Origin of the sequence: Mesorhizobium sp. AA23 (assembly GCF_001672435.1) — a bacterium.
In the GTDB taxonomy this organism is placed as follows: domain Bacteria; phylum Pseudomonadota; class Alphaproteobacteria; order Rhizobiales; family Rhizobiaceae; genus Mesorhizobium.
The window spans coordinates 1-19,805 of the sequence record NZ_LYTP01000008.1 but is presented as its reverse complement, the minus strand read 5'-3'; the positions used below and the strand labels follow the sequence as shown (position 1 = coordinate 19,805).

General features: G+C 65.4%; 19 protein-coding genes and 1 pseudogene. 5 read left to right on the top strand and 15 right to left on the bottom strand.

What is annotated here, in order from left to right; translation table 11 throughout:
* Positions 1 to 44: 44 nt before the first annotated feature.
* Both A9K66_RS08720 and A9K66_RS08715 read right to left on the bottom strand, forming a co-directional pair.
* Entirely contained in the window at positions 45 to 356 is a 312-nt protein-coding gene (locus A9K66_RS08720) for a hypothetical protein (RefSeq protein ID WP_067322386.1), read from the bottom strand.
* Between the two features lie 103 nt (positions 357 to 459).
* Complete coding sequence (locus tag A9K66_RS08715; protein WP_067322383.1) at positions 460 to 651, bottom strand: hypothetical protein; 192 nt, start codon at positions 649 to 651, stop codon at positions 460 to 462.
* A 294-nt stretch (positions 652 to 945) separates the two neighbouring features.
* On the opposite strand from A9K66_RS08715, the gene A9K66_RS08710 reads away from it, so the two are divergent.
* Positions 946 to 1,347 (top strand): low affinity iron permease family protein, encoded by a 402-nt coding sequence (locus A9K66_RS08710; protein ID WP_082953787.1) that lies wholly within the window; start codon positions 946 to 948, stop codon positions 1,345 to 1,347.
* 95 nt (positions 1,348 to 1,442) lie between these two features.
* Here A9K66_RS08710 and A9K66_RS31115 read toward each other — a convergent pair whose 3' ends face one another.
* Together A9K66_RS31115 and A9K66_RS08700 are read right to left on the bottom strand one after the other, a co-directional pair.
* A complete protein-coding gene (locus A9K66_RS31115) occupies positions 1,443 to 3,020 on the bottom strand; it encodes an alpha/beta hydrolase (RefSeq protein WP_245307466.1) in 1,578 nt (525 codons plus the stop codon).
* 309 nt (positions 3,021 to 3,329) lie between these two features.
* On the bottom strand, positions 3,330 to 4,763 hold the full coding sequence (locus A9K66_RS08700; RefSeq protein ID WP_067322381.1) for an MFS transporter: 1,434 nt from the start codon (positions 4,761 to 4,763) through the stop codon (positions 3,330 to 3,332).
* A 134-nt stretch (positions 4,764 to 4,897) separates the two neighbouring features.
* Between A9K66_RS08700 and A9K66_RS08695 the strand changes: the two genes are divergently transcribed.
* Complete coding sequence (locus tag A9K66_RS08695) at positions 4,898 to 5,791, top strand: LysR family transcriptional regulator (RefSeq protein ID WP_067322378.1); 894 nt, start codon at positions 4,898 to 4,900, stop codon at positions 5,789 to 5,791.
* Between the two features lie 783 nt (positions 5,792 to 6,574).
* Here the strand turns inward: A9K66_RS08695 and A9K66_RS30190 are convergent.
* The 6 genes from A9K66_RS30190 to A9K66_RS08680 all read right to left on the bottom strand — a co-directional run bounded on the left by A9K66_RS30190 (position 6,575) and on the right by A9K66_RS08680 (position 11,594).
* Complete coding sequence (locus A9K66_RS30190; RefSeq protein WP_156751039.1) at positions 6,575 to 6,712, bottom strand: hypothetical protein; 138 nt, start codon at positions 6,710 to 6,712, stop codon at positions 6,575 to 6,577.
* A gap of 307 nt (positions 6,713 to 7,019) precedes the next feature.
* The gene (locus A9K66_RS29315; protein WP_082953785.1) at positions 7,020 to 7,112 is read right to left on the bottom strand and encodes a hypothetical protein; all 93 of its coding nucleotides are present in this window, start codon (positions 7,110 to 7,112) and stop codon (positions 7,020 to 7,022) included.
* Positions 7,113 to 7,214: 102 nt separating this feature from the next.
* Positions 7,215 to 7,307: a hypothetical protein gene (locus A9K66_RS29310; protein ID WP_082953784.1), complete on the bottom strand. Its 93-nt coding sequence runs from the start codon at positions 7,305 to 7,307 to the stop codon at positions 7,215 to 7,217.
* Positions 7,308 to 7,464: 157 nt separating this feature from the next.
* Entirely contained in the window at positions 7,465 to 8,397 is a 933-nt protein-coding gene (locus A9K66_RS08690; RefSeq protein WP_066999480.1) for a hypothetical protein, read from the bottom strand.
* Positions 8,398 to 8,797: 400 nt separating this feature from the next.
* On the bottom strand, positions 8,798 to 10,873 hold the full coding sequence (locus tag A9K66_RS08685) for an AI-2E family transporter (protein ID WP_067322374.1): 2,076 nt from the start codon (positions 10,871 to 10,873) through the stop codon (positions 8,798 to 8,800).
* A 178-nt stretch (positions 10,874 to 11,051) separates the two neighbouring features.
* The gene (locus A9K66_RS08680; protein ID WP_067322371.1) at positions 11,052 to 11,594 is read right to left on the bottom strand and encodes a hypothetical protein; all 543 of its coding nucleotides are present in this window, start codon (positions 11,592 to 11,594) and stop codon (positions 11,052 to 11,054) included.
* Positions 11,595 to 11,954: 360 nt separating this feature from the next.
* On the opposite strand from A9K66_RS08680, the gene A9K66_RS08675 reads away from it, so the two are divergent.
* Entirely contained in the window at positions 11,955 to 13,967 is a 2,013-nt protein-coding gene (locus tag A9K66_RS08675) for an acyltransferase family protein (protein WP_067322368.1), read from the top strand.
* Positions 13,968 to 14,225: 258 nt separating this feature from the next.
* On the opposite strand, the gene A9K66_RS08670 is transcribed toward A9K66_RS08675, so the two are convergent.
* On the bottom strand, positions 14,226 to 14,579 hold the full coding sequence (locus A9K66_RS08670; protein WP_067322364.1) for a cupin domain-containing protein: 354 nt from the start codon (positions 14,577 to 14,579) through the stop codon (positions 14,226 to 14,228).
* A gap of 284 nt (positions 14,580 to 14,863) precedes the next feature.
* On the opposite strand from A9K66_RS08670, the gene A9K66_RS08665 reads away from it, so the two are divergent.
* Both A9K66_RS08665 and A9K66_RS08660 read left to right on the top strand, forming a co-directional pair.
* Positions 14,864 to 15,181 carry a hypothetical protein gene (locus A9K66_RS08665; RefSeq protein WP_067322361.1) on the top strand — a complete coding sequence of 106 codons (318 nt, stop codon included), beginning with the start codon at positions 14,864 to 14,866 and terminating at the stop codon, positions 15,179 to 15,181.
* Positions 15,182 to 15,301: 120 nt separating this feature from the next.
* Positions 15,302 to 16,570, top strand: a complete 1,269-nt coding sequence (locus A9K66_RS08660; protein ID WP_067322358.1) for a DUF763 domain-containing protein — start codon at positions 15,302 to 15,304, stop codon at positions 16,568 to 16,570.
* Between the two features lie 883 nt (positions 16,571 to 17,453).
* Here the strand turns inward: A9K66_RS08660 and A9K66_RS08655 are convergent.
* From A9K66_RS08655 to A9K66_RS30725, 4 genes and pseudogenes are all read right to left on the bottom strand, one after another.
* The gene (locus A9K66_RS08655) at positions 17,454 to 18,053 is read right to left on the bottom strand and encodes a DUF6456 domain-containing protein (protein WP_067322355.1); all 600 of its coding nucleotides are present in this window, start codon (positions 18,051 to 18,053) and stop codon (positions 17,454 to 17,456) included.
* 285 nt (positions 18,054 to 18,338) lie between these two features.
* The gene (locus A9K66_RS30185) at positions 18,339 to 18,680 is read right to left on the bottom strand and encodes a hypothetical protein (RefSeq protein WP_127326152.1); all 342 of its coding nucleotides are present in this window, start codon (positions 18,678 to 18,680) and stop codon (positions 18,339 to 18,341) included.
* Complete coding sequence (locus A9K66_RS08645) at positions 18,601 to 19,308, bottom strand: hypothetical protein (RefSeq protein WP_067322350.1); 708 nt, start codon at positions 19,306 to 19,308, stop codon at positions 18,601 to 18,603. Before A9K66_RS08645 ends, A9K66_RS30185 begins: the two co-directional genes overlap by 80 nt.
* Positions 19,309 to 19,573: 265 nt before the next feature.
* Positions 19,574 to 19,805: pseudogene (locus A9K66_RS30725) on the bottom strand (GcrA cell cycle regulator); the annotation flags it as partial.

The window sequence follows — 19,805 nt, the reverse complement described above, 5'->3', positions numbered from 1 at the left end:
CGGGTTCGGCCCGGCTTTCGGTTCCCGAGCCGGGCCGATAGCCGTCAATAGTCGGTGTCGCTTTCGACGGTGACCGGACGACGGTGGTAGCGGTGATGACGCTCGACTGAGCTCGTGACGACGACGGCGTCGGAGCGGTGATGGCGATGCCAGGCGCGGCGGCCGTTGTCATAGAATGCGACGGTGCCGTGATGGCGGTGATGAAGGCGGTGGCCTTCCTCATTGATGACGATGGCGGGACGGTGATGGTAATGGTGCCTGTGATGCGTCGTGATGACCACATCGGCCTCGGCGGCGGATGCGACGGCGGGTGCCGCGACGCAAAGCGCCAACGCTGCGAGAAGCACTGTTTTCATTGCAATATTCCTGGTTGGTGGAGCGTCCCTTCGCCGGATAAACCCCTGCCGGGCTGTTTGGTTCCGGCCTGGATCGGGCTGCCCGGCAGCAACGCAGCGAAGGTCATTTCGGGCGTTCGCGCCGCAGCGCAACATATCTGAGGTAAGTGCCCGCCGCGGCGTCGCAGGCGCGTCGCGACGGTCCGTTCGCGATCAACATGGCCTTGGCAAGCTTGTCGGAGAGCCCGTATTTGCTGGCGAAGGACGCTGTTTCATAGGGCTGGTCTTCCAGATCGTCCGCGAGTCCGTCGGTCATATATCGCCTCCCGATGCAATGGCGCGTCAGAAATGCGGAAGCATGACTTAGGTTGCGGCGGTCGATCCTCTTCTTTGCTTTCCGGACTTCAGTCCGACGGCGCTTCGGACGGTTGGCCGATGAGTGGAACGAACGCTCTTGGTCGCCGTTTGCCGGCAAGCAATTCGCCGATGGGAGGATAAATATGGAAGACCCGACCAACAGTGTCCTGGAGGCTCGCTGGCTGCTTGCCGTGCCGGCTTCGATGGTCCTCACCGTGCTGATAGCCGGGTTCCTGCTTTCATAGCGTCGCCCATGAATCGGCTCCTCTTCATCGTCGCCGATTTTCTGTCTAGGCCGCCCGGCTTCTATGCGATGGTTATCGCGATGGTTGCGTGCACCTTGCTCGTACCCTTCGGACTTACCAACACGGTGACCTATGCCCTGTCGGCAGCGGCCATCATCATCACGGGGATCGTGCTTATCCAGGGGTACCGGGACACGGCGGCCATCCACGCCAAACTCGACGAGATCGTGATCGCGCTGCGGCAGACACGCAATGACGTGGTTGGGCTCGAGCATGCGGACACGCAAGAGATCAAGTCGAAGCTGGTCGAGCTGGAGCGCGAAGCGGAAGCCGGCTCGGCCGAGGCGGCATCGCAGAACGAGACGAATGAGGCCGGTGCCGCAGCGGGCGGGGGGCGTTGGGGTAGCTGAAGCACCGGCCGAAGGGGGCGGAATGGGCACCGCCGCCACCCAAAGATAGGCGTCCCACGCCAAGATTAAATTACGCGATCGCGGTAGGAGATTTCCTAGGAACCTGCTGTACCGGCGACGAAGGCCCGGACGTGGGCGACGAACTCGTCGAAGGCCGGCTCGCCCTCAAGCAGGATGTGGTTTTGGCTTTCCAGCTCGAGGAAGCTGGCGCCGGGAATGCCTGCCGCCATGGTGCGGCCGGACTCGACCGGGGCAACATTGTCTTCCCGCGCGTGCAGCACCAGGGTCGGCACCCGCACTTTTTCGAGCAGCTCGCTGACATCGATCACGGAAAAGGCGGTCTGCAGGCGCCAGGCGTCGTCCGGCAAAACCGTGCGCCGCATCAGATCGTCCATCCAGGCGAAATGTTCGTGCGTGGCGCCGGGGATGAACATGGAGCAGAAGGCTTGGCGGAACATCGGGTTCGACTTGCCCCAGCTCTCGCGCATCAGCGTCGATACGGCCTCGCGCGTGGCGATCTCGCCGGGGTCGCCGCGCGCCCGCCAGCCTTTGACGTAGCCGCCGTAGAGGATCATGCCCGAGACTTTCTCGGGGTGGCGTATGGCATAGGCGATCGAAACCGCGCAGCTCTGCGACAGACCAAGAAGCGTGAAGCGATCGAGCCCCGCGGCCTCGACGACGCATTCGAGATCCGACACCATCGTGTCGAACGAGACGTCGGCCACGTGGCGTTGCGACAGGCCATTGCAGCGCTCGTCGTAGCGCACCAACTGGTTCCGGCGTGACAGTTCCCTCATCCAGTGCCGCCAGATCGGGCTGTCCCAGTCGAAGGTCAGATGCGACATCCAATGCGCGGCGCGCAGGATGGGCGGGCCGCTGCCGGTCTTGGCAAAAGCAAGCCTTGTGCCGTCGCGAGCCCGGCAGAAATGGACGGCGCGGCCGGGATCCTGCGCGGGCGTCGGGCTGTTGGCAAGCTGAGTGGAAGGTGATTGCATCTGGGCCACGTCCGTGGCGCCGCGTTGCGCGGAGCGTCCCGTCGGCTGGGCGGCTGCCGCCCTCACCTTCTCCTCCAGCGCTTCGATCTCTTCCGCCAGGCCGATATCCTCCGGCAGCAGCCGGCGCAGGCGCCTGGCAAGCGGCAGCGCACGCCTCGGCTCGCCGGCCAGGCGCTCGATCAGCTCGCGCAACATGCCGAGCTCGGCGATCTCGACCTCGCTGGCGACGCCCGCGCGCCAGGCCTCGTATTCGAAGCAGCGTTCAAGCGAAAGATCGGCAAGGAAATCGCCGCGGATCGAACCGGCCGCGGCCTCCAGCTCTTCCGTGGACGCCATGGAAAGATCGGCCTTCACCAGCGGCAGCAGCCGGGCATAGTCCGTGCCAAGTTTCAGCGAGACAGTGTTGCGGTCGGCGACCAGAGCGGATTCGTCGTCGCCGAGCACCTGGCGGATCTTGGACAGGCTCCAGCGCAAGGCGCCGCGCGGATCGTCGGGAATGTCCCAGAAGATTTCGCAGAGCCGCTCGCGCTGATGCGCCTTGCCGGTGACGGCGAGATAGGCAAGCAAGGCTCTCGTCTTGCGCGACGGAGGCAGGTCGAGCAGCGCGCCGTCGCGGACCACCTGGAAGTCGCCGAGCACGCACAGGTCCAGCAGCCCCTTATGCGGAGCGTCGGTCATCCGGCCGGGCACCCTTCCACTGCCATCTGGCTCCTCGTCGATGCGGCGGGAGAAGACCGCACCGGAATATCAAAATCGGCTAATTTACGGAAGCCGATACGGCAAGAAGGACATTGGGAATGTGCGATGGGTTACATTGGCGGCGATGCGTACTCTCCCTTCGAGGGGAGCTGTCGCCGAAGGTGACAGAGGGGGCGCTTCGCGTGAAGCGCCAGCGCTCTCCCCGACATCAGACGGCGTTGGCAATCCAAGTGAGACGCCCCCCCTCTGTCCTGCCGGACATCTCCCCCGCAAGGGGAAGATTGGATGTTACCGACGCTTTCGCAAACCTCCAACCACCGCAATTGCCACCGCCAGGGCGACCAAACCCGCCGCCACTGCGAACGTAAACGCCATCCCGCCGGCGACTGCTTCCGGTGCCGCGGCGCCGACCTCGCCAGTGCCCACCGTGAACGCAAACACCGCGCCCATCACCGCCGTGCCGGTGATCAGGCCGAGATTGCGCGACAGGCTGAGCATGCCCGAGACAACGCTGCGCTCGTTCTTATCGACATTGGCCATGACGGCGGTGTTGTTCGCCGCCTGGAAGAGCTGATAGCCGGGCGTCAGCAGCATGATCGCCGCCGCGTAGCCGGCGACGCCGAACAGCCCCGGCAGCAGAGCAAGTGCGAGGCAGCCGATGGTCATCAGCACCAGCCCGGCAACGACCATGGCGGACGCGCCCAGGCGATCGACGAAGCGGCCGGCAGTCACGCCGCACAGCGCCGAGACGACCGGGCCGATCGACAGCACGGCGCCGACCTGCGCCTCGTCCAGGCCCAGCGCGCGCGACAGGAAGAAGGGCCCGACGACAAGCGTCGCCATCATCACGGTGGAGACCAGCCCATTCATGGCAAGGCTCGGCGCCAGCACCGGATCGCTGAACAGCGCTGGTTTGACCAGAGGCGACGCCACTCTCCGCTGCGCATAAAGGAACAGGCCGGCGCCGAGAACGGCCATGCCGAGCAGCGCGATGTTCGTGCCGCCGAAATGGCCGCGTCCTGCCGTCATTGCCAGCGCATAGGCGGCGAGCGTCAAGGCAAGCAGCAGCGTGCCCAGAATATCGAAGCGCGGGCCAACGCCCTGCGCCTCACTGCGGAGGATCGTCGCGGTTTGATCGCCCGGCAGGAAGCGCCGGGCGAGGATCATCGCCACGACGCCCAGCCCTGCAGTGACGAGGAAGATCGCGCGCCAACCGAGGGAAGCGATCAGCACGCCGCCAAGCGACGGCCCGAGCGCCGTGCCGATCGCCGACATGGTGCCGAGCAGGCCCATGCCGCTGCCGGTGCGCTCTTTCGGCATCGTCGTGCCAACCAAGGCAATGGTCAGCGCCATCATCACCGCGGCCCCGAGGCCTTGAGCGGCGCGGGCGGCGACCAGCAGCGGCAGCGACGGCGCAAGCGCGGCCGCCAGCGACGCGGCGCTGAACAGGCCAAGACCGGCGACCAGCAGCAGCCGGCGGCCGACCAGATCGCCAAGCCGTCCGACGCTGACGATGAGCGCAGTGATGGCAAGCAGATAGCCTAGCACCACCCATTGCACCGCCTGGAAGGATGCAGCGAAGGCGGTGCTCAGCGTCGGCAGCGCGACATTGGCGATGCTGGTGCTGAGCGAGGACAAAAGCATCGCCAGCGACAGGCTGGCCAGCGCGCCGCTTGCCGAGTGGCTTGCGGGAGCGGTGCGTGGATCTGCGATATCGGCCATGGTTCTTCTCCGGCTCGGGTGGAACTTGCCGGGAGAATAGGTGCCTGGCCGATGCGGCGGAACGCGCAGCATTTGCACTCGAATAGTGCATGAAACGCCATATCACTGCATCGAGGACGTGCTAAGATCGCGCCATGTCCCGACCCGATCTCAACCTGCTCGTCACGCTGGACGTGCTCATCGCCGAAGGCAGTGTCGCGAAAGCCGCGCGGCGGCTGAAGCTCAGCCCGTCGGCAATGAGCCGCGCGCTCGCAAGACTGCGCGAGGTGACCGGCGATCCGCTTCTGGTCCGCGCCGGGCGCGGCCTGGTGCCGACGCCGCGCGCCATCGAGCTCGGGACGGATGTCGGCCGGCTGGTGAAGGAGGCGGAGGCTGTGCTGCGCCCCGCCGAACGCCTTGATCTGAAGCGGCTTACGCGCAGTTTCACGCTGCGCAACAGCGATGGTTTTGTGGAAAATTTCGGCCCTTCCCTTCTCGCGCGCGTCGCGGAGGAAGCGCCGGGCGTGCAGCTGCGCTTCGTGCCGAAGCCCGACAAGGACAGCGCGCCGATGCGCGAAGGCAGTGTCGATCTCGAGACCGGCGTTATCGGCGGCTCGACCGGCCCGGAGGTGCGGGCGCAGGCGCTGTTCCGCGACCGTTTCGTCGGCGTGGTGCGCAGCGGCCATCCGCTGTGCGACGGCAAGATCACCGCCGCCCGCTTCGCCGCCGGCCGGCATATATTGATCTCGCGCCGCGGGCTGGATCGCGGGCCTATCGACGACGCGCTGGAACTCGCCGGGCTGACGCGGACAATCGCCACCGTGGTCGGCGGCTTCGCGGAAGCGCTGGCGCTGGCGCGCGGCTCCGATCTCATCGCCACGGTGCCCGAGCGCTATACCGGCAAGCTGCGCGAAGGCCTGCTCACCTTCGCATTGCCGGTGAAGCTCGCCGGGCTCACAATCTCGCTGCTATGGCACCCGCGCCTCGACGCCGACCCCGCGCATCGGTGGCTGCGGGGCCTTGTGAGGGAGGTGTGCGGCGGGCGGTGAGACAGCCGATCTCCTTTCGCGGCGACCGGCACGCAGGCAGGCGAGGCGCGAAGGAACGCCGCGCCGACAGACCGACACGCCGGGACGGAGCGGAGGGACGCCCAACAAGAACCCCCGCTCCGTCGCTGCGCGAGCACCTCTGCCCGATCTGCCGGCCAGGACCTGCGCCGGGACACTTCGAGCAACCGATCGCCCACCCTCATCGGATGGCGAATTTTAGCATCCCTGCATGTGCGCATCATGAAGCGGTTCACAGAGCGGCAGCGTTCCTCTCCCCAGCCTTTGAGGGGCGACGAAACCGCTAGCGCGACGGGTAATTCACTGCCCTTTGCCCGCCAATGCTGCGTTGCCGAAATGCGCCCAAAAAAAGTCAGGTTGAGAACCGGACCTCAAAACGCCTCAACCAGTGAGAAACCAGCCTATTCAAACGTGTAGGCGGCAACATTCGTGTCGCTTGCCGCAACGGCCGAAAAGCCCGGAAATCCGCCATTTCGGAGCCTGCCGGCGCGGCAACCGCGGAAATGCGGCAGCCCGATTTCGGCATTGCACAACGGAAAAAAACGCTGTTCCGGAGGCGCCGCCGCCGACGTTGACAGCCAAGCCGGGCCAATGGCAATCCGCAGTGACTGGTCACGCCATGACCGTTGCTGTTGGGGACGGACGGGGTTTCAGCAGCTTGGCGGCGGCGCCGGACGGGCGGGCACTTGCGTAGTGTACCGCCCGCTCCTGGCCGGCAGCGGCGCGAGGTTTCGCGTACGAGGCTCAGAAAGGGTGCCCAGACCGCTACTGACGAACCGTTGCCAGCTTTTCAAGCGTCGGCTTGCTGTACGTCTTCTTGATCGCAATTCCCACCTGAAGACGCTTCGCGTGGGCGAGCGCCGCCGGGGAGCGACCATCAAGCTTGCGGCCGGAAGCGTTCACCAGGCGCTCCGTACGACGCAACAGGTCGTAAGAGCGGATCAGCGCCCTTCTGCTCTCCTCAATCAGTTGGTCCTGGAAATCTGCGGCCGCGTGCCCGCGCGGGCAAGTGGGGATTCTTGTTCTCGAGCATGCCGCTCTCCCTGTTCAGACGGGAGCGCGGATCAACGTCTCTCGTCGCCAATGGTGTCCGGTGGGTGGTTACCAGCGATACGGCAGGGTACGCCGATTGGTGCGCCGTGGCAAAGCCAATAGTTTCGACCGATCTCGGACCGCCGCAAAGGAGTGCCGCAGGGCGGCCTGGCTCGCCTCAGAAGGTAAAGCCGGACGACGGCGCGGCGGCGGTCGCGGCCGACAGCCTGCCGCGCTTTTGCAGCCGCGGCTTTTCGTAAGTCTTCTTCATCGTCCATTCCTGGGCGGGTCAACGACCTGCGCAGGTGAACGCGATGCGGCCGCCCTGTCAAGCTTAGCCCGGGAATGTTTGCCCTTTTGGCTGTTGCTTAGGTCAGCGCGGCGGGAGCGGGGCCGACGACCCGGCAACGACGCTCGACAGCTTCTGGCGCTTCACCAGCACCGGTTTCTCATAGATCTTCTTCATGGATATGCCCCTTGCCCAATTTGCCGCCTCAAGACGCAAGGGAAGTGCCGTTTTGTCAAAAAACGTTTTCGTGAGATGCGTGCAAAGCGAGCCGGCTGCAACCGAATGCGGGCAGGCTGTGGTGAGCCGGCAACATCGAGCCTGCTAAGGTTCGTTCCTAGCCCGCGTGCTGCAGCCAATGGCGGTCGAACACGTCGAGGATGGCGCGGTACTCGGACGGCGGGATTTGGTTGACGCCGCCGTCGCTGTCGGCACTGAGGAACTGGCCGAGCTGCCGGTCGACCGCTTCCGGGTGCTCCATGACGATGCCGAGGCTCGCGAGATCGGCGGCGATCGAGGTGCCCGGCGGCAGGTACCCGCCCCATTGCTCGGCGGCTGGCGCATCGCGCAGGCGCACCAGAAGGATTCTTGTCAGCGAGGGCTGCGCCTCCGGGCCGATGATGGCGGTGCCAACCATATAGCCGCCGAGCACGCTCACCGGTTGCGTCTGCGGGAACAGGCAAAGGAAGAACTGCGCTTCGCCGCCCACCTCCTTCAGATGCAGGTAGAGGCTGCGCTTTGCCGGCGTGACCGGCCCGCCGAGTTGCAACTGCCCGGTCGGCAATGTCTCGCGATATGTGGCGGTGAACGCATGCGCGCCGGGCCCCGCCTCGATCGACAGGCGGCCCCTGATGAGCTGGCCGCGATAGTAAGGCGACCAGGCGCGCGAATAGCAGGCATAGGTGCCGGCAAGCGCCAGTCCGGTGCCCTTGTCGTCATGTCCGGGCGAGGCCTCGGCCTGCGCGTGGGCGCGGCGTTCGAGCTCCGTCGCGTCAATGCCGTGCCGGGCCGCGATCGCGGCCGTGAAGCTCGGCAGATCGCTCTCGGCGATCCAGGCGCCGGGTCGCTCGAGGCGCAGCACTTTCGCCCAGTCTTCGTAGACGCTGTGCTCGCGAGGCTGGGCGCGGCCTTGCAGCCATTTGTCGGCGCGGCCGATATCGAAAGCCGTCTTCGGATTGACTGCTCGGAACGCCGCCGCCAGATCCTTGCGGCTGGCGGTTCCCAGCACGACCGAAGTCAGTCGTAACTTCTGCGCGATGTTCAGTGCCATCCGGCTGCACCTGTTCCGTCCCGACAGAATCGGGATTGGCCTCTTGTTCGAGCGAAGATCATGCTTTCACGGCCGCCGCAAGCTCACTGGGCAGTGCAACCAGGAGCAAGCAAGCCGTCCCGCCGGCTCCGCAGCAGCGCCGCAGGACGATCCAGGCCAAGCCATCCGCCTGCACTGGACCTGCATTTCTAGCGCGCTCCGAAGGATCCGGGCTTCTGCCCGGATCGGCGAGGCAGAACAGAAACGGCCGGACAAGGGCCGAACCAGACAGCCGCCCGGCCAGCCTGAGGGCTGGGGCGTGGCGCCGCCGGCGGGGCCGGCGCCTGCCCGCGCGGATCGCAAAGCCGCGCGGTTCGCGCGGGCCTTCGGGCCGGTCAATTGAGGGGGAAAGTCGCCTCCCTCATCCAGCCGCCTGCAGCTCCTTCTTGCGGGCCGGCCGGCGGCGTGGCCGGCGTTGCGGCGCAAGCTTCAGCATCACCGGCGGCTCGCTCGACAGGGCGCCCGTCACGGCGCTGACCATGCCATGGGCGACGAAATCGGCGTTAAGCCCGGCGGCAAGTTCGGCCGCGGCCTTGGCGTCGCTGTTGCCGATTTCCGACCAGGACACGATGCCGACCCTGAGACGCGGTTTCAGCCGCTTCAGCCGCCGCACCATGAAGCGCGCGTGCTTGGTGGAGTCGCGGTTGAGGAAACCGATCACCACCGTATCGACGCCGCTCAGGTCGAGGCGGCGGATCCCGGCAGGTTCGAGGTCAATGAAACTCGCTCTCGACACTTCGGCGCCCTGCACCTCCAGCACCTGCGCCAGCATCGCGGCGGCGGCGTCGTCGAGCTCGCCCCGCCCGCCGGCGCAAAGCACGGAGAAGCCCACGCCATCCGGAAGATCGACCTCCTCGGATAGAGGCTCCTTGCCGTCGCCGGCCTTCCGATCGTTCGCCTTGCCTTCAGCAGCCTTGCCCGCGGTGATCTTGGCTGAGGCTGCCTTGCCCGGCGAGGCCTCGGCCGAGGCAGTGGCTGCCTGCTGGTCCTCTTCCTCCTCGGCTTCCGCCTCCTCCGCTTCCTCCTGGGCGCTGGCGTCCAGATTGGCGACGAGCGTCAGCGCGCTCGCTGCGACCTGTTTGCGCTGTTCGTCATCCATGACGCCGCGCATGCGGTCCTGCTCGCCAAGCAGCAGCGCCGGAATCGCCACCTGGTCGTAGAACTCGAACAGGTATTTTTCTTCGAGCATCTCCTCGGCGTGGTCGGTCGCCTCGTCCGGATCGGCGGCGAGCAGCCGCTGATAGAGACGCGCGTGCGGCTCGAGCACCGGCTCGTTCCCGAACAGCACGTCGAGGAACTCGAACTGCGGCACGTGGCGGCCGAGGACGACGAGGCAGACGGTGAGCGGCGTCGACAGCACCAGGCCGATCGGCCCCCAGAGCCAGGTCCAGAAGATCGCCGCGACGATGATGGCGAGCGGCGAGAGGCCGGTGCGCGAGCCATAGAGCCATGGCTCGATGACGTTGCCGGTGATCAGCTCCATGGCGATGAACAGTGCCCCGGTCCACAGAAGTAGCGACCAGCCGGGCGCCACCGCCAGCGCCAGGAACAGCGGCAGCAGCGCGCCGATGATCGGCCCGATATAGGGAACGAAGCGCAGGGCGAGCGCCAGCATGCCCCAAAGCAGCGCATTGGGTATGCCCAGCACCCACAGGCCGATGGTGATCGGGATGGCGTAGATAACGTTGACCACCAGTTGCATCAACAGATACTGGCCGACCCGCTTGCCGGCGTCCTGCAGCGCCTGGGTGGTGCGGTGGAGATCGCCATAGCCGACGAGACGGATGAAGCGGTCGCGCAGATCCTCCCGCTCCATCAGCATGAAGATGACGACGACGACCACAAGGCCGGCCGAGCCGAGCGGGCTGAGCAGCGGCTCTATGACCTTTTGCAATACTTCGAGCGGCCTTTCCTGCGCGACGATCTCGACCGGGATCGGATCGCGCTTCGGCGTCTCGGCGGCGGACGGCAGCTGCGGCTCCTGGCGCTCGAACTCCTGGCCGACGCGCTCGATCACGCCGCTCAAGCGCGAGATGATGCCGTTGCCCAGCCCGTTTTCCTTCAGCGCGCGGATCTTTGTCAGGATGTTGATCTGATAGACGGGGATGTTCTGGGCGAGGTCGCTGACCTGCGTGGCCACCACGAAGGAGAACAGCGCAAGCGCGGCAAAGGCGCCCAAAACGCTGGCGATCACGGCAGGCAGGCGCGGAATGCCGACGCGTTTCAACGCCGACACGAGCGGCGCGATGGCGAAAGTCAACAGCAGCGCGACTGCGATCGGCAAAAACACCTCGCGCCCGAAATAGAGCGCCGCAACCGACGCGACGACGGTTGCGACCGTCGGCAGCGCCGTGCGCGGATGGCTGCGCGAGGCAGCAAGCAGGCCCGCCAGCCCCGGTTCCGACTCGCGCGTGCCGTTCTGACGATTATCCGCCACCGTGAGTCTCCACCCTGCCCGCCATGATTGGCTTTCGCCGGCGTGCAACGCGCGGATCGGAGGATGGTTGCGAGGCGCTATCAGTTGGAGCGAGGACGAAGCAGCTGATGCAAATCTCCCCTTGCGGACAAGGGGAGATTTGAAGCGCTCGCCGCCGCACCTGAAGGTCCGTGCCCGGCTATTTTACCGGGATCATGAGATGCGCGTAGGGCGTGCCCGGCCACATCACGTAAGGCTTGGACGTGTCGGGCTTGGCATCGGTCGGATAGCCTTTCATCATGTCCATCGCGTTGACGATCATCACATGCGGCCCCGTCTCGATCCAATTGTTGCCTGCCTCGGGCTTCGTCGCATAAGGATCGGTATTGCTGCCGTCGGTGCCGCCGGACAGCATATACATGAAGCCGACCTTGCCTTTGGGCGGTTCCTTCTTTTCCAGCCAGGCCATCGCCCATTCCATCGAGTTGGCATCGCCGCACATCGGATCCGGACCGGGCGAGGCCGGATTGTCCGGCATGCACCAGAAGCCGGTCTTGCCCTCGCGCAGGGTGCGCATGTTCCCCTTTTCATCCATGGCGTAGACCGCAGCGCCACTCGCCACTGCGGCGGGTGCGGCGGACTCGGCGCTTTTGATCAGCGCAGCATCGTCGGCAGCTGCGCCCTGGATCGCAATCAAACTGCCCGCTGCCAACAGCGCAGCGACCGTCAGAAGCCGTTTCATGGCCGTTCTCCGGTTCGAGTTGATGTCTTTGTGCATGATGTCGGACGTCACGGCGTCCCAGAGCCGTTCGTCGGTGCACTGATCCTACCAGATTACCTGCAGGCGGACAATTTGCCTTTAGCGCTCGCCAATGTCCTTCCATGCTCTCGAACACTGGGGAACGGCGGCTGAGCTCCTTCGTCGTCCTCAGCGAAACGACGCGCACAGACCCTAGGCTGCCGGAGCGTCGGCTGCCGCCGCCGTTGCTGCCGCCTCCCTTTATGTTGCACTGCGTTAGATTTGTTGCATTGCGGTATGAGCCCATAGGCGCGAGGCTTTACCCAAGGCGGGATACGAACGACCGTTGCGAGGTTCGCCTTCGTGTCAGCACCATCGCCGGACTTCCGGCCCGACATTGAGGGGTTGCGGGCGCTCGCCGTGGCGGGCGTTGTCGCCTTCCACTTCGGCTTCACCGCCCTGCCCGGCGGCTTTGCCGGCGTGGACATCTTTTTCGTCATCTCCGGCTACCTCATCATCCGCCATCTGGTCAGCGAGATTTCGCTCACCGGCCGGCTCGACCTCCTTCGCTTTTATGCCCGACGCGCGCGGCGCCTGCTGCCGGTGGCGCTGTTCGTCATCGCCGCCACGCTTGCCGTCGGCACGCTGATCCTGTCGCCGGAGGAGCAGCAGCTCTATTCCAAGGGCGCGATGTTCGCCTCCGCTTACATGATCAATCTGTGGCTGATCCGCTGGTCGTTCGACTATTTCGCCAACGACGCCGCCAACAACCCCTTCATCCATTACTGGTCGCTGTCGGTGGAGGAGCAGTTTTACCTCGCCTGGCCGGCGCTGCTGATGCTGGCGGCCTGGCTGAGGCCCGGCAAGCGGGCGATCATGCTTGCGATCGGCATTGCCGGCCTGGTCTCCTTCGCGGTCTGCGCCTGGCTGACCCCCATTTCGCAGCCCTGGGCCTTCTACTTCTCGCCGCTGCGCGCCTGGGAATTCGCCGCCGGCGGGCTGGCTTCGATGGCGCCGGCATGGCTGCTCCAGAACCGCCCGCGGCTCGGGACGGCGTTCAGCCTCTGCGGGCTGGTCCTCATTGCCTTCGCTTACCTCACCTTCAGCGAGGAGGCTCCCTTCCCCGGTTTCCTGGCGCTCGTGCCCGTGGCCGGTACTGTCCTTCTCTTGCTGGCGGGCGCGGCCGGCGTCGGGGACGGCATTCTTTCACGCAATTTCGAACGGAAAAACGCGGGGCTCTTTTCCTCGAATTGCGTGAATGCCGCCCTGGCGCTGCCGCCCTTGCAGTGGATCGGAAAGGTTTCCTACTCGCTCTATCTCTGGCACTGGCCGGTGATCGTCTATGCCGGCATGCTGGTCGAGGAGCTGACTTTTGCGCAACGCCTCGCCTGCCTCGGGCTGACGTTGGCGCTCTCTGCGCTGAGCTATCATTTCATCGAGAATCCAATCCGCCGCAATGGCTGGCTTATGGCCAATGCGGCGCGGGCGCTGGTGCCGGCCCTCCTCCTGACCGGCACCGGCGTCGCAGCCGCTTACGGCAACGCAGCGCTTGCCGTGCGCGCCGAGGACCCCGAGCAGCGCGCGATCGCGGCAAGTGCGGCCGAGCCGGCCACCGCGCGCGCCAAGGCCTGCGTCGAGGGCTACGACACGGTAACGCCGAAACCCTGCGTGTTCGGCAATGGCCAGCGCGTGATCGCGCTGTTCGGCGATTCGCACGCCGATCACTGGTCGACACCGCTGATCGAGGCGGGAAAGAAGAAGGGCTACCGCGTCGAGACCTGGCTGAAGAGCTCGTGCCGGCCCTCACGGTTTTCCTATTTTGTCACGAAGCTGAACCGCGACTACCGCGAATGCGACCAATGGCGCGAACAGGCGATCAAGGAGATCATCGCGGCCAGACCTTCGCTGGTGGTGATCTCCGAACTGGCGCTGACCTCCTCGCGCAAGATGGCGGCGGGCAAGGGCGAGCCGGACACGCCGGACGCCGTATGGCGGGCCGGCCTGCGCTCGACACTAACCAGCTTGAGCAAGGCCGGGCTGAAGATCGCCTTCATCCGCGACGTGCCGTTCAACGACGAGAACATCGACACCTGCGTGTCGCGCGCGCTGTGGCGCGACAAGGCGCCATCGCTCTGCGACCAGAGCCGCGCCTATGCCGCCAACGACCAGATGGCGGCGGTCGAGCGCGAGATCGTCACCAGCGTGCCCAATGCCACTTACGTCGACCTCACCGACCGCTTCTGCAACGCCACAACCTGCCACGTCTTCATCGACGGCCAGCTCGCCTTCCGCGACCAGCACCATCTGGCGACCCCATTCGCGGAATCGCTGGAACCGGAGGTGGAAAGGCGCGTGATCTCGAAGGTGGGAAGGTAGGGCGCCGCCCCTGTCGTTCGTGATCCTAGGGCGGAGCAAGGGAGCGAAGCGACGCGCGCAGACCCTAGGATCCATGCCGTGACGCTAAAGCGTTGCAGCAGTAGCAGAATTCTGCACCGTAGCGCTTCACGCCGAAGGTCACGGCATGGATCCTCGGGTCAAGCCCGAGGAAGACGACCGTGCGAGCGTCGGCGTTCCTTCACACCCCGTCTGTCCTGCCAGACATCACCCGCAAGGGGGGAGATCAGCAGCTTCTGCTCACTCCGCCACAACCACAAAATGCTTGGTCACCGGCTCGAGGATCTTCCAGGTGCCCTTGAAATCGGCTTCGACCACGAAGGCGTCGCCGGGGCCGACCTCGACCGGCTCGCCGCCATCGGGCGTGATGAGGATGCGGCCGGCGATCATGTGGACGAATTCATAGTCGGTGTAGGTGGCGTGATAGGTGCCGGGCGAAGCGCGCCAGGTGCCGGACATCACCTTGCCGTCCTCGCTGGTGTGCTGGACGGTCGTCTGCATGGTCGGCGATCCCTCGACCGCGATCCAGCCCGGCAGATCGCCGCCATCGCCATGCTCGACGGGGCCGAATTTCAGGATGGTGGGCTTGGTCATGGCAGGCTCCTGCGGTTGGGATTGGCTGGACGTGGCAATAGACGACGACGCCGCGCGCGCACGCGCTGCACGGCGACAGCAGGTGGCGATATGGCGACTCCGAACATCGAAGACGGCGGCGAAGAAATGCGTGATCTTCCCGCGCAAGGGCGAAGATCGACAGCTTCGGCGCCGCTTCGCTCCTCGCCGGGCCCAGGATCGCCGTCCAACTTTCTCGGAACACCACCCCTCCCGAAACCGTTTGTGCCTCGAAGGGGCACCCATCGAACCTCAGGGAGGCAGCGATGAAAAAGCTTCTGCTTGCTTCGATGATCGCCATCGCCTCGGCGTTTGCGATCGCCCCGGCGACTGCCGGTAGCGTTCAGTTCGGCATCGGCGTCGGCCCCAGCTACGGCGATTACTATGGTGACTACTATGGCGGGTATTACCCTCACCGCTATTACCGACACGTCTACGGTGACGACTACTACACTCCCTATCGCGAGCGTTATGTGGTGCGCTATCATAACCGGTATTATCGCGATCATTGCCGGATCAAGATCGTGAAGCACTGGCGCCACGGCCACCGCGTCATCGAAAAGATCCGCATCTGCCGGCGCTGACCGACCAGCGAGCGGACATCTCCCCTCGGGCGAGGGGAGATGTCCGGCTGCGGCTGCGCCGCCTTGCAAATTCCCGCCAAAATGCCATCTAGAAGCCGGCATTCATAAGGAAAGCAAAAAGTGACGCAGCGAAGCGGCAGCGCCGACCTGCCGCTGCATGGCGGGCGGGTCCCGAAATGGCTGGGCGATCGCATGACGAGGCTCGGCGCGGTGCTGTGCGAAGCCATCATCCATCATTACGGCCGCGACGAGCTTTTGCGGCGCCTCGCCCATCCCTTCTGGTTCCAGTCCTTCGGCGCCGTGATGGGCATGGACTGGCATTCTTCCGGCATCACCACTTCCGTCATCGGCGCGCTGAAGCGGGGCCTCAATCCGATGGCCGGCGAGCTTGGCATCCATGTCTGCGGCGGGCGCGGCGCACATTCGCGCAAGACGCCGGGCGAGTTGCTGGCGATCGGCGACCATGTCGGCCTCGACGGCCAAGCTCTTGCCACTGCCAGCCGGCTGGTCGCCAAGGTGGACAGCGCCGCCGTGCAGGACGGCTACGACCTCTACCTGCACGGCTTCATCGTCAGCGATGACGGGCGCTGGGTGGTGGTGCAGCAGGGCATGAACGGCGACGCCCGCCAGGCGCGCCGCTACCACTGGCTTTCGGAGGGGCTGACCAGCTTCGTCGACCAGCCGCATGCGGCGATCGAGGGCGAACGCCAAGGCGAGATCGTCAACCTCACCGACCACCGCGCGGAGAAAGCCCGCGGTGGGCAGATCGCGCTTCTGAAGACGATGAGCCCGGAAAAGATCCTGAGCGAGCTTGCCGTGCTGGAGCCGCGAGCCGAAGCGCCCGAGCCGGCCGCGCAGCCGCTGCTGCCCAACCTCGTCATGCCGGCGCATCACGACGTGCGCGAAAGCGACATCGTCATGCGCCGCCTGCACGGCAACATTGCCGCCGCGATCGAGAGCGGCCCGAAGGATTTTCCCGAACTGCTGCTGGTGCCCGGCGTCGGCCCGCGCACGGTGCGCGCGCTCGCCATGGTCTCCGAGGTGGTGCACGGCGCGCCCTGCCGCTTCTCCGACCCGGCGCGCTTCTCGCTCGCCCACGGCGGCAAGGACCGCCACCCCTTCCCCGTGCCGCTTAAGGTCTATGACGAGACGATCTCGGTGCTGAAATCGGCGGTGAGCAAGGCCAGGCTCGGGCGCGAGGAAGAGCTGCAGGCGCTCAAGCGGCTGGACGGGGAGTCACGCCGGATGGAGCGCTATGTGACGGGGCCGAGCCTGAAGGAGATCGTCGCGGGGGAAATGGACCAGTCGCATTTGCTCGGAGGGCGGAGCGTGTTTGGGTGGGAACCACCACCTGATAGCGACCCGAAGCCGCTGAAGAAAGGCGCTTGAGACACGGCTGAAACGGCGTCACGCAAAGCGCGCAGATAACCGCATCGATCGGCGCTGCCCCTCATTGCCCTGCCGGGCATTTCTCCCCGTATAGTGACGGGGAGAAAGATGCTGTCACCGCCGCTTTCGCCAACCGCCAACGTCGCGGAATAGCTGCCAGCGTCGCGGCCATCCCCTTCTCCCCGTCACTATACGGGGAGAAGGTGCCGGCAGGCGGATGAGGGGCAGCGCCGAGGCCAGAAGTTTTTGCGCGGTCGTCTTTCAATACGCTCTTCGCAGTGAATCGTCGGAATGAATAACAATGCGAATTTGTCCTTCGGCACGTGGTTTAATCAGTGCTGGGATTGGGAGAGAGCCGCAGCCGCCTCCTGCTTCCAGCTTCAGCGGCCAGTTTCAGCCACTTCAAACTTTCGCCGGCGTCGGCTCTCACCCCGTCTGCCCCAGTGGCATAGGCTTTGCAACCATAAGCTGGTAGGGTGTTGCTGGATCGGCGCCTTCCTCGACAACCAGCAGGCCCCACGAGCCAAGCCGACGGAACCAGTAAATCGCATCCGCCTCTTCTAGACTGGATGGTCACTGCGAAGCGAGGTGGTCGTGGTCGGCTGGCCGGGTCATCTTCAATCCGGAGATCAGTGGATTAACGGTCATCGCCAGCTCGATTTCAGGTGCCCCCAGGCCGCCTTAAGCACAAACAGCAGTGTCATCAACATTGCGGTGTTGAGAACAGGATGGCGTTAAACACGGTCGCAATTACTGCAGCGACGGCCGATCATGAACATCATTGAACCGGAAACAAGTCTAATGAAACGCATTCAGTCACTCCAGTTGCATAGTCACATAACCAGCTTTCGATCCGGCGCAAGTTTGGCACATCGCTTTCCCCTCACCCTACCTTCCTCCCCATCATCATCCCGTAATGCACCGCCAACAAATCCAGCCCGAGCTTCAGCAGCTTGACCACCACGTCGCGCCCGTCGCCGGTGCGTTCGGCGATGGCCTTCACCGACTGGCCTTCGAGGCAAATCTTGCGCACCACCTCCGCCACCTCCCAGTGGGCGAGCGCGGCCGCTGCGTGGGCGTGGGCGCGGCCGGCTGAGAGCACGCGGTCGGGCACGCCGCCGCCGAGGCGGCCGCCGTCGATGCGCTCGCTCCAGGATTGCGGCTGCAGGCCCTCGCGGGCGGAGCGCTCGAAATCGTCGCGAAAACGCTGGCCGGCTTCGCGCTGCTGACGGGTGAGCGAGGTGATGCCGGTGAGCGGATCGACATTGCGCAGGCGCACGATGCCGCCGGTTGAGGTGTAGCCACCGTTCGACACCTGGTAGACGCGGCGCGCCTCGGCCGTGCCGGGGGTGAGGCGCTGGCGGCCGAAGGCGTCGGGCTTCAGCGCGAAGTCATGGCCGATCTCGCGGCGGATGCGCACCTGCTCGGCCTCGCCCTTGGGGAGTTTCGGGGGTTGCGGTTTCTTGGCGGCTTTGCGGGGCATGGGCGGTGTCCTTTGTGGTGGGTGGTGTGAGTGGCCAACGGGAGAGGCTGCGTTCCTTCGCGCCCCCCTCTGCCCTGCCGGGCATCTCCCCCACTTGGGGGGAGATTGGCAGCTTGGGCGCCCCCGCTCAGACCTGCGAGGGTGGAGGTTGGCGAAAGCGGTGGCGAAGTCTGATCTCCCCCCTTGTGGGGGAGATGGAGATGTCCGGCAGGACAGAGGGGGGCGCTGTCCCGCCGGCATATCGATCATTGTCGGCTCCCCCTCCGTCGCGGCTGCGCCGCGCGACTAGCCGGGGCGAACCACGGGTCTCGCCCGTCCTTCGGACCCCCCACTTCGCGGCGGCGAAGAAATGAGCGCCCGCTTCGCCAACAGCTCCCGCATCAGCCGCCGTTCCCGCACCTCGATCGAAAGCTGGGCGCTGGACGGGCAGAACTGGGCGTTGTCGACCTTCGCCTCGCCGCGGATGAAGCGCTGGATCGCGGCTTGCACATCGGCAAGCTCGGCATCCTGCACGGCTGCGAGATAGCCGCGCAGCTGCATCTCGGGATCAGCGAGCGCGGATTGCGGGAAGCAACTGAACATCGCGGCCAGCGCTTTCGCCGCCTGCTGCAATTCGGCTGCGGTCATTGATCTCCTCGATGATGGCGTTGGCGGCATCGACATGTGTCTTGCGGCGATGCCAGTTCTGTCCGGCTGAACGGCCCGAAAATAATTTCTCGTTCTTTTGCCGCGGAGCGGCAGCCCGGGAAGAAAACGCCAGGGCGTTTTCTCCCGATGGATCTATGGCTATTGGATTGTTGGATTCTGGATTCTTGGATTCTGGACTCTGGGGCTTATCCTCCCCCTTATCCCCTGACTTAACCCGCCGCTTATCCAAGCGCGAAAACGCCCTTTCTTTCGAAAGGCTTGGGTTGCCGCCCTTGAGGCCGTTGCGGCGCACCACGCGCGCCTTACGCGCATCCGCGATCATGCGCCGGGAGTAGATGCGGCCATGCCGGTCTCGCGAGAAGACGCGGTTCTGCTCGAGCTCGGCAAGCAGGCATCCCAGCTCCATTTCTGTGCAGCCGGCAAGGCGCGCGAGCGCCGCCTCCTCCAGCCCCTTGCCGGCGATGGCGACATAGCCAACCGGCTCGTGCGCGGCGGCAATGCAGAGCATCCGCATCCACAGGCCTTGGGCCGCCAGCGAGCAGAGGCGCAGATTTGGATCGGACTCCCAATCCGACCAGAAAAACTTCGACCAGGTCGTACCGCTCATGGGATTGCCTGATGAGAGGCCGGGCAGCGGCAGGTGGCTAATCTCCCCCCTTGCGGGGGAGATGGCCGGCAGGCCAGAGGGGGGTGCTGTCCCGCCAGCCTATCCGCTCTGCTTGTCCTCCACTTTGCCCATTGTACTGCTGTCGTACCTTGAAAGGATTGGCGAGGCTGGCGTTCCTTCACACCCCCCTCTGTCCTGCCGGACATCTCCCCCGCAAGGGGGGAGATTGAGCACTCCGCCGCCGGCGCCTTCATTGTTGCCACTCTCACATCCCCCTCCCGCGATGGCCGTGAAACCGCGCATGATGATGCGCGCAGTAGGAGCGCGTGGCCGACGTCGGCAGGCCGCAGCAGAGCATGTCGGGACCGGGCCGCGCGCCGACGGGATCCTCGTCCGCCTCCTCGCGCAACGCGAGATCGACCGGCGCGCGGCAGCGCTTGAACAGGCAATCAAGGAAGCGCATCGCCGCGACATGCGGCTGGCGGCCGGGGTTTACC

Bases quoted from the DNA above. Each gene is read 5' to 3' on its own strand.
- A9K66_RS08720 (WP_067322386.1), bottom strand. From the start codon at position 356: ATGAAAACAGTGCTTCTCGCAGCGTTGGCGCTTTGCGTCGCGGCACCC.
- A9K66_RS08715 (WP_067322383.1), bottom strand. From the start codon at position 651: ATGACCGACGGACTCGCGGACGATCTGGAAGACCAGCCCTATGAAACA.
- A9K66_RS08710 (WP_082953787.1), top strand. From the start codon at position 946: ATGAATCGGCTCCTCTTCATCGTCGCCGATTTTCTGTCTAGGCCGCCC.
- A9K66_RS31115 (WP_245307466.1), bottom strand. From the start codon at position 3,020: ATGACCGACGCTCCGCATAAGGGGCTGCTGGACCTGTGCGTGCTCGGC.
- A9K66_RS08700 (WP_067322381.1), bottom strand. From the start codon at position 4,763: ATGGCCGATATCGCAGATCCACGCACCGCTCCCGCAAGCCACTCGGCA.
- A9K66_RS08695 (WP_067322378.1), top strand. From the start codon at position 4,898: ATGTCCCGACCCGATCTCAACCTGCTCGTCACGCTGGACGTGCTCATC.
- A9K66_RS29315 (WP_082953785.1), bottom strand. From the start codon at position 7,112: ATGAAGAAGACTTACGAAAAGCCGCGGCTGCAAAAGCGCGGCAGGCTG.
- A9K66_RS29310 (WP_082953784.1), bottom strand. From the start codon at position 7,307: ATGAAGAAGATCTATGAGAAACCGGTGCTGGTGAAGCGCCAGAAGCTG.
- A9K66_RS08690 (WP_066999480.1), bottom strand. From the start codon at position 8,397: ATGGCACTGAACATCGCGCAGAAGTTACGACTGACTTCGGTCGTGCTG.
- A9K66_RS08680 (WP_067322371.1), bottom strand. From the start codon at position 11,594: ATGAAACGGCTTCTGACGGTCGCTGCGCTGTTGGCAGCGGGCAGTTTG.
- A9K66_RS08670 (WP_067322364.1), bottom strand. From the start codon at position 14,579: ATGACCAAGCCCACCATCCTGAAATTCGGCCCCGTCGAGCATGGCGAT.
- A9K66_RS08665 (WP_067322361.1), top strand. From the start codon at position 14,864: ATGAAAAAGCTTCTGCTTGCTTCGATGATCGCCATCGCCTCGGCGTTT.
- A9K66_RS08655 (WP_067322355.1), bottom strand. From the start codon at position 18,053: ATGCCCCGCAAAGCCGCCAAGAAACCGCAACCCCCGAAACTCCCCAAG.
- A9K66_RS30185 (WP_127326152.1), bottom strand. From the start codon at position 18,680: ATGACCGCAGCCGAATTGCAGCAGGCGGCGAAAGCGCTGGCCGCGATG.
- A9K66_RS08645 (WP_067322350.1), bottom strand. From the start codon at position 19,308: ATGAGCGGTACGACCTGGTCGAAGTTTTTCTGGTCGGATTGGGAGTCC.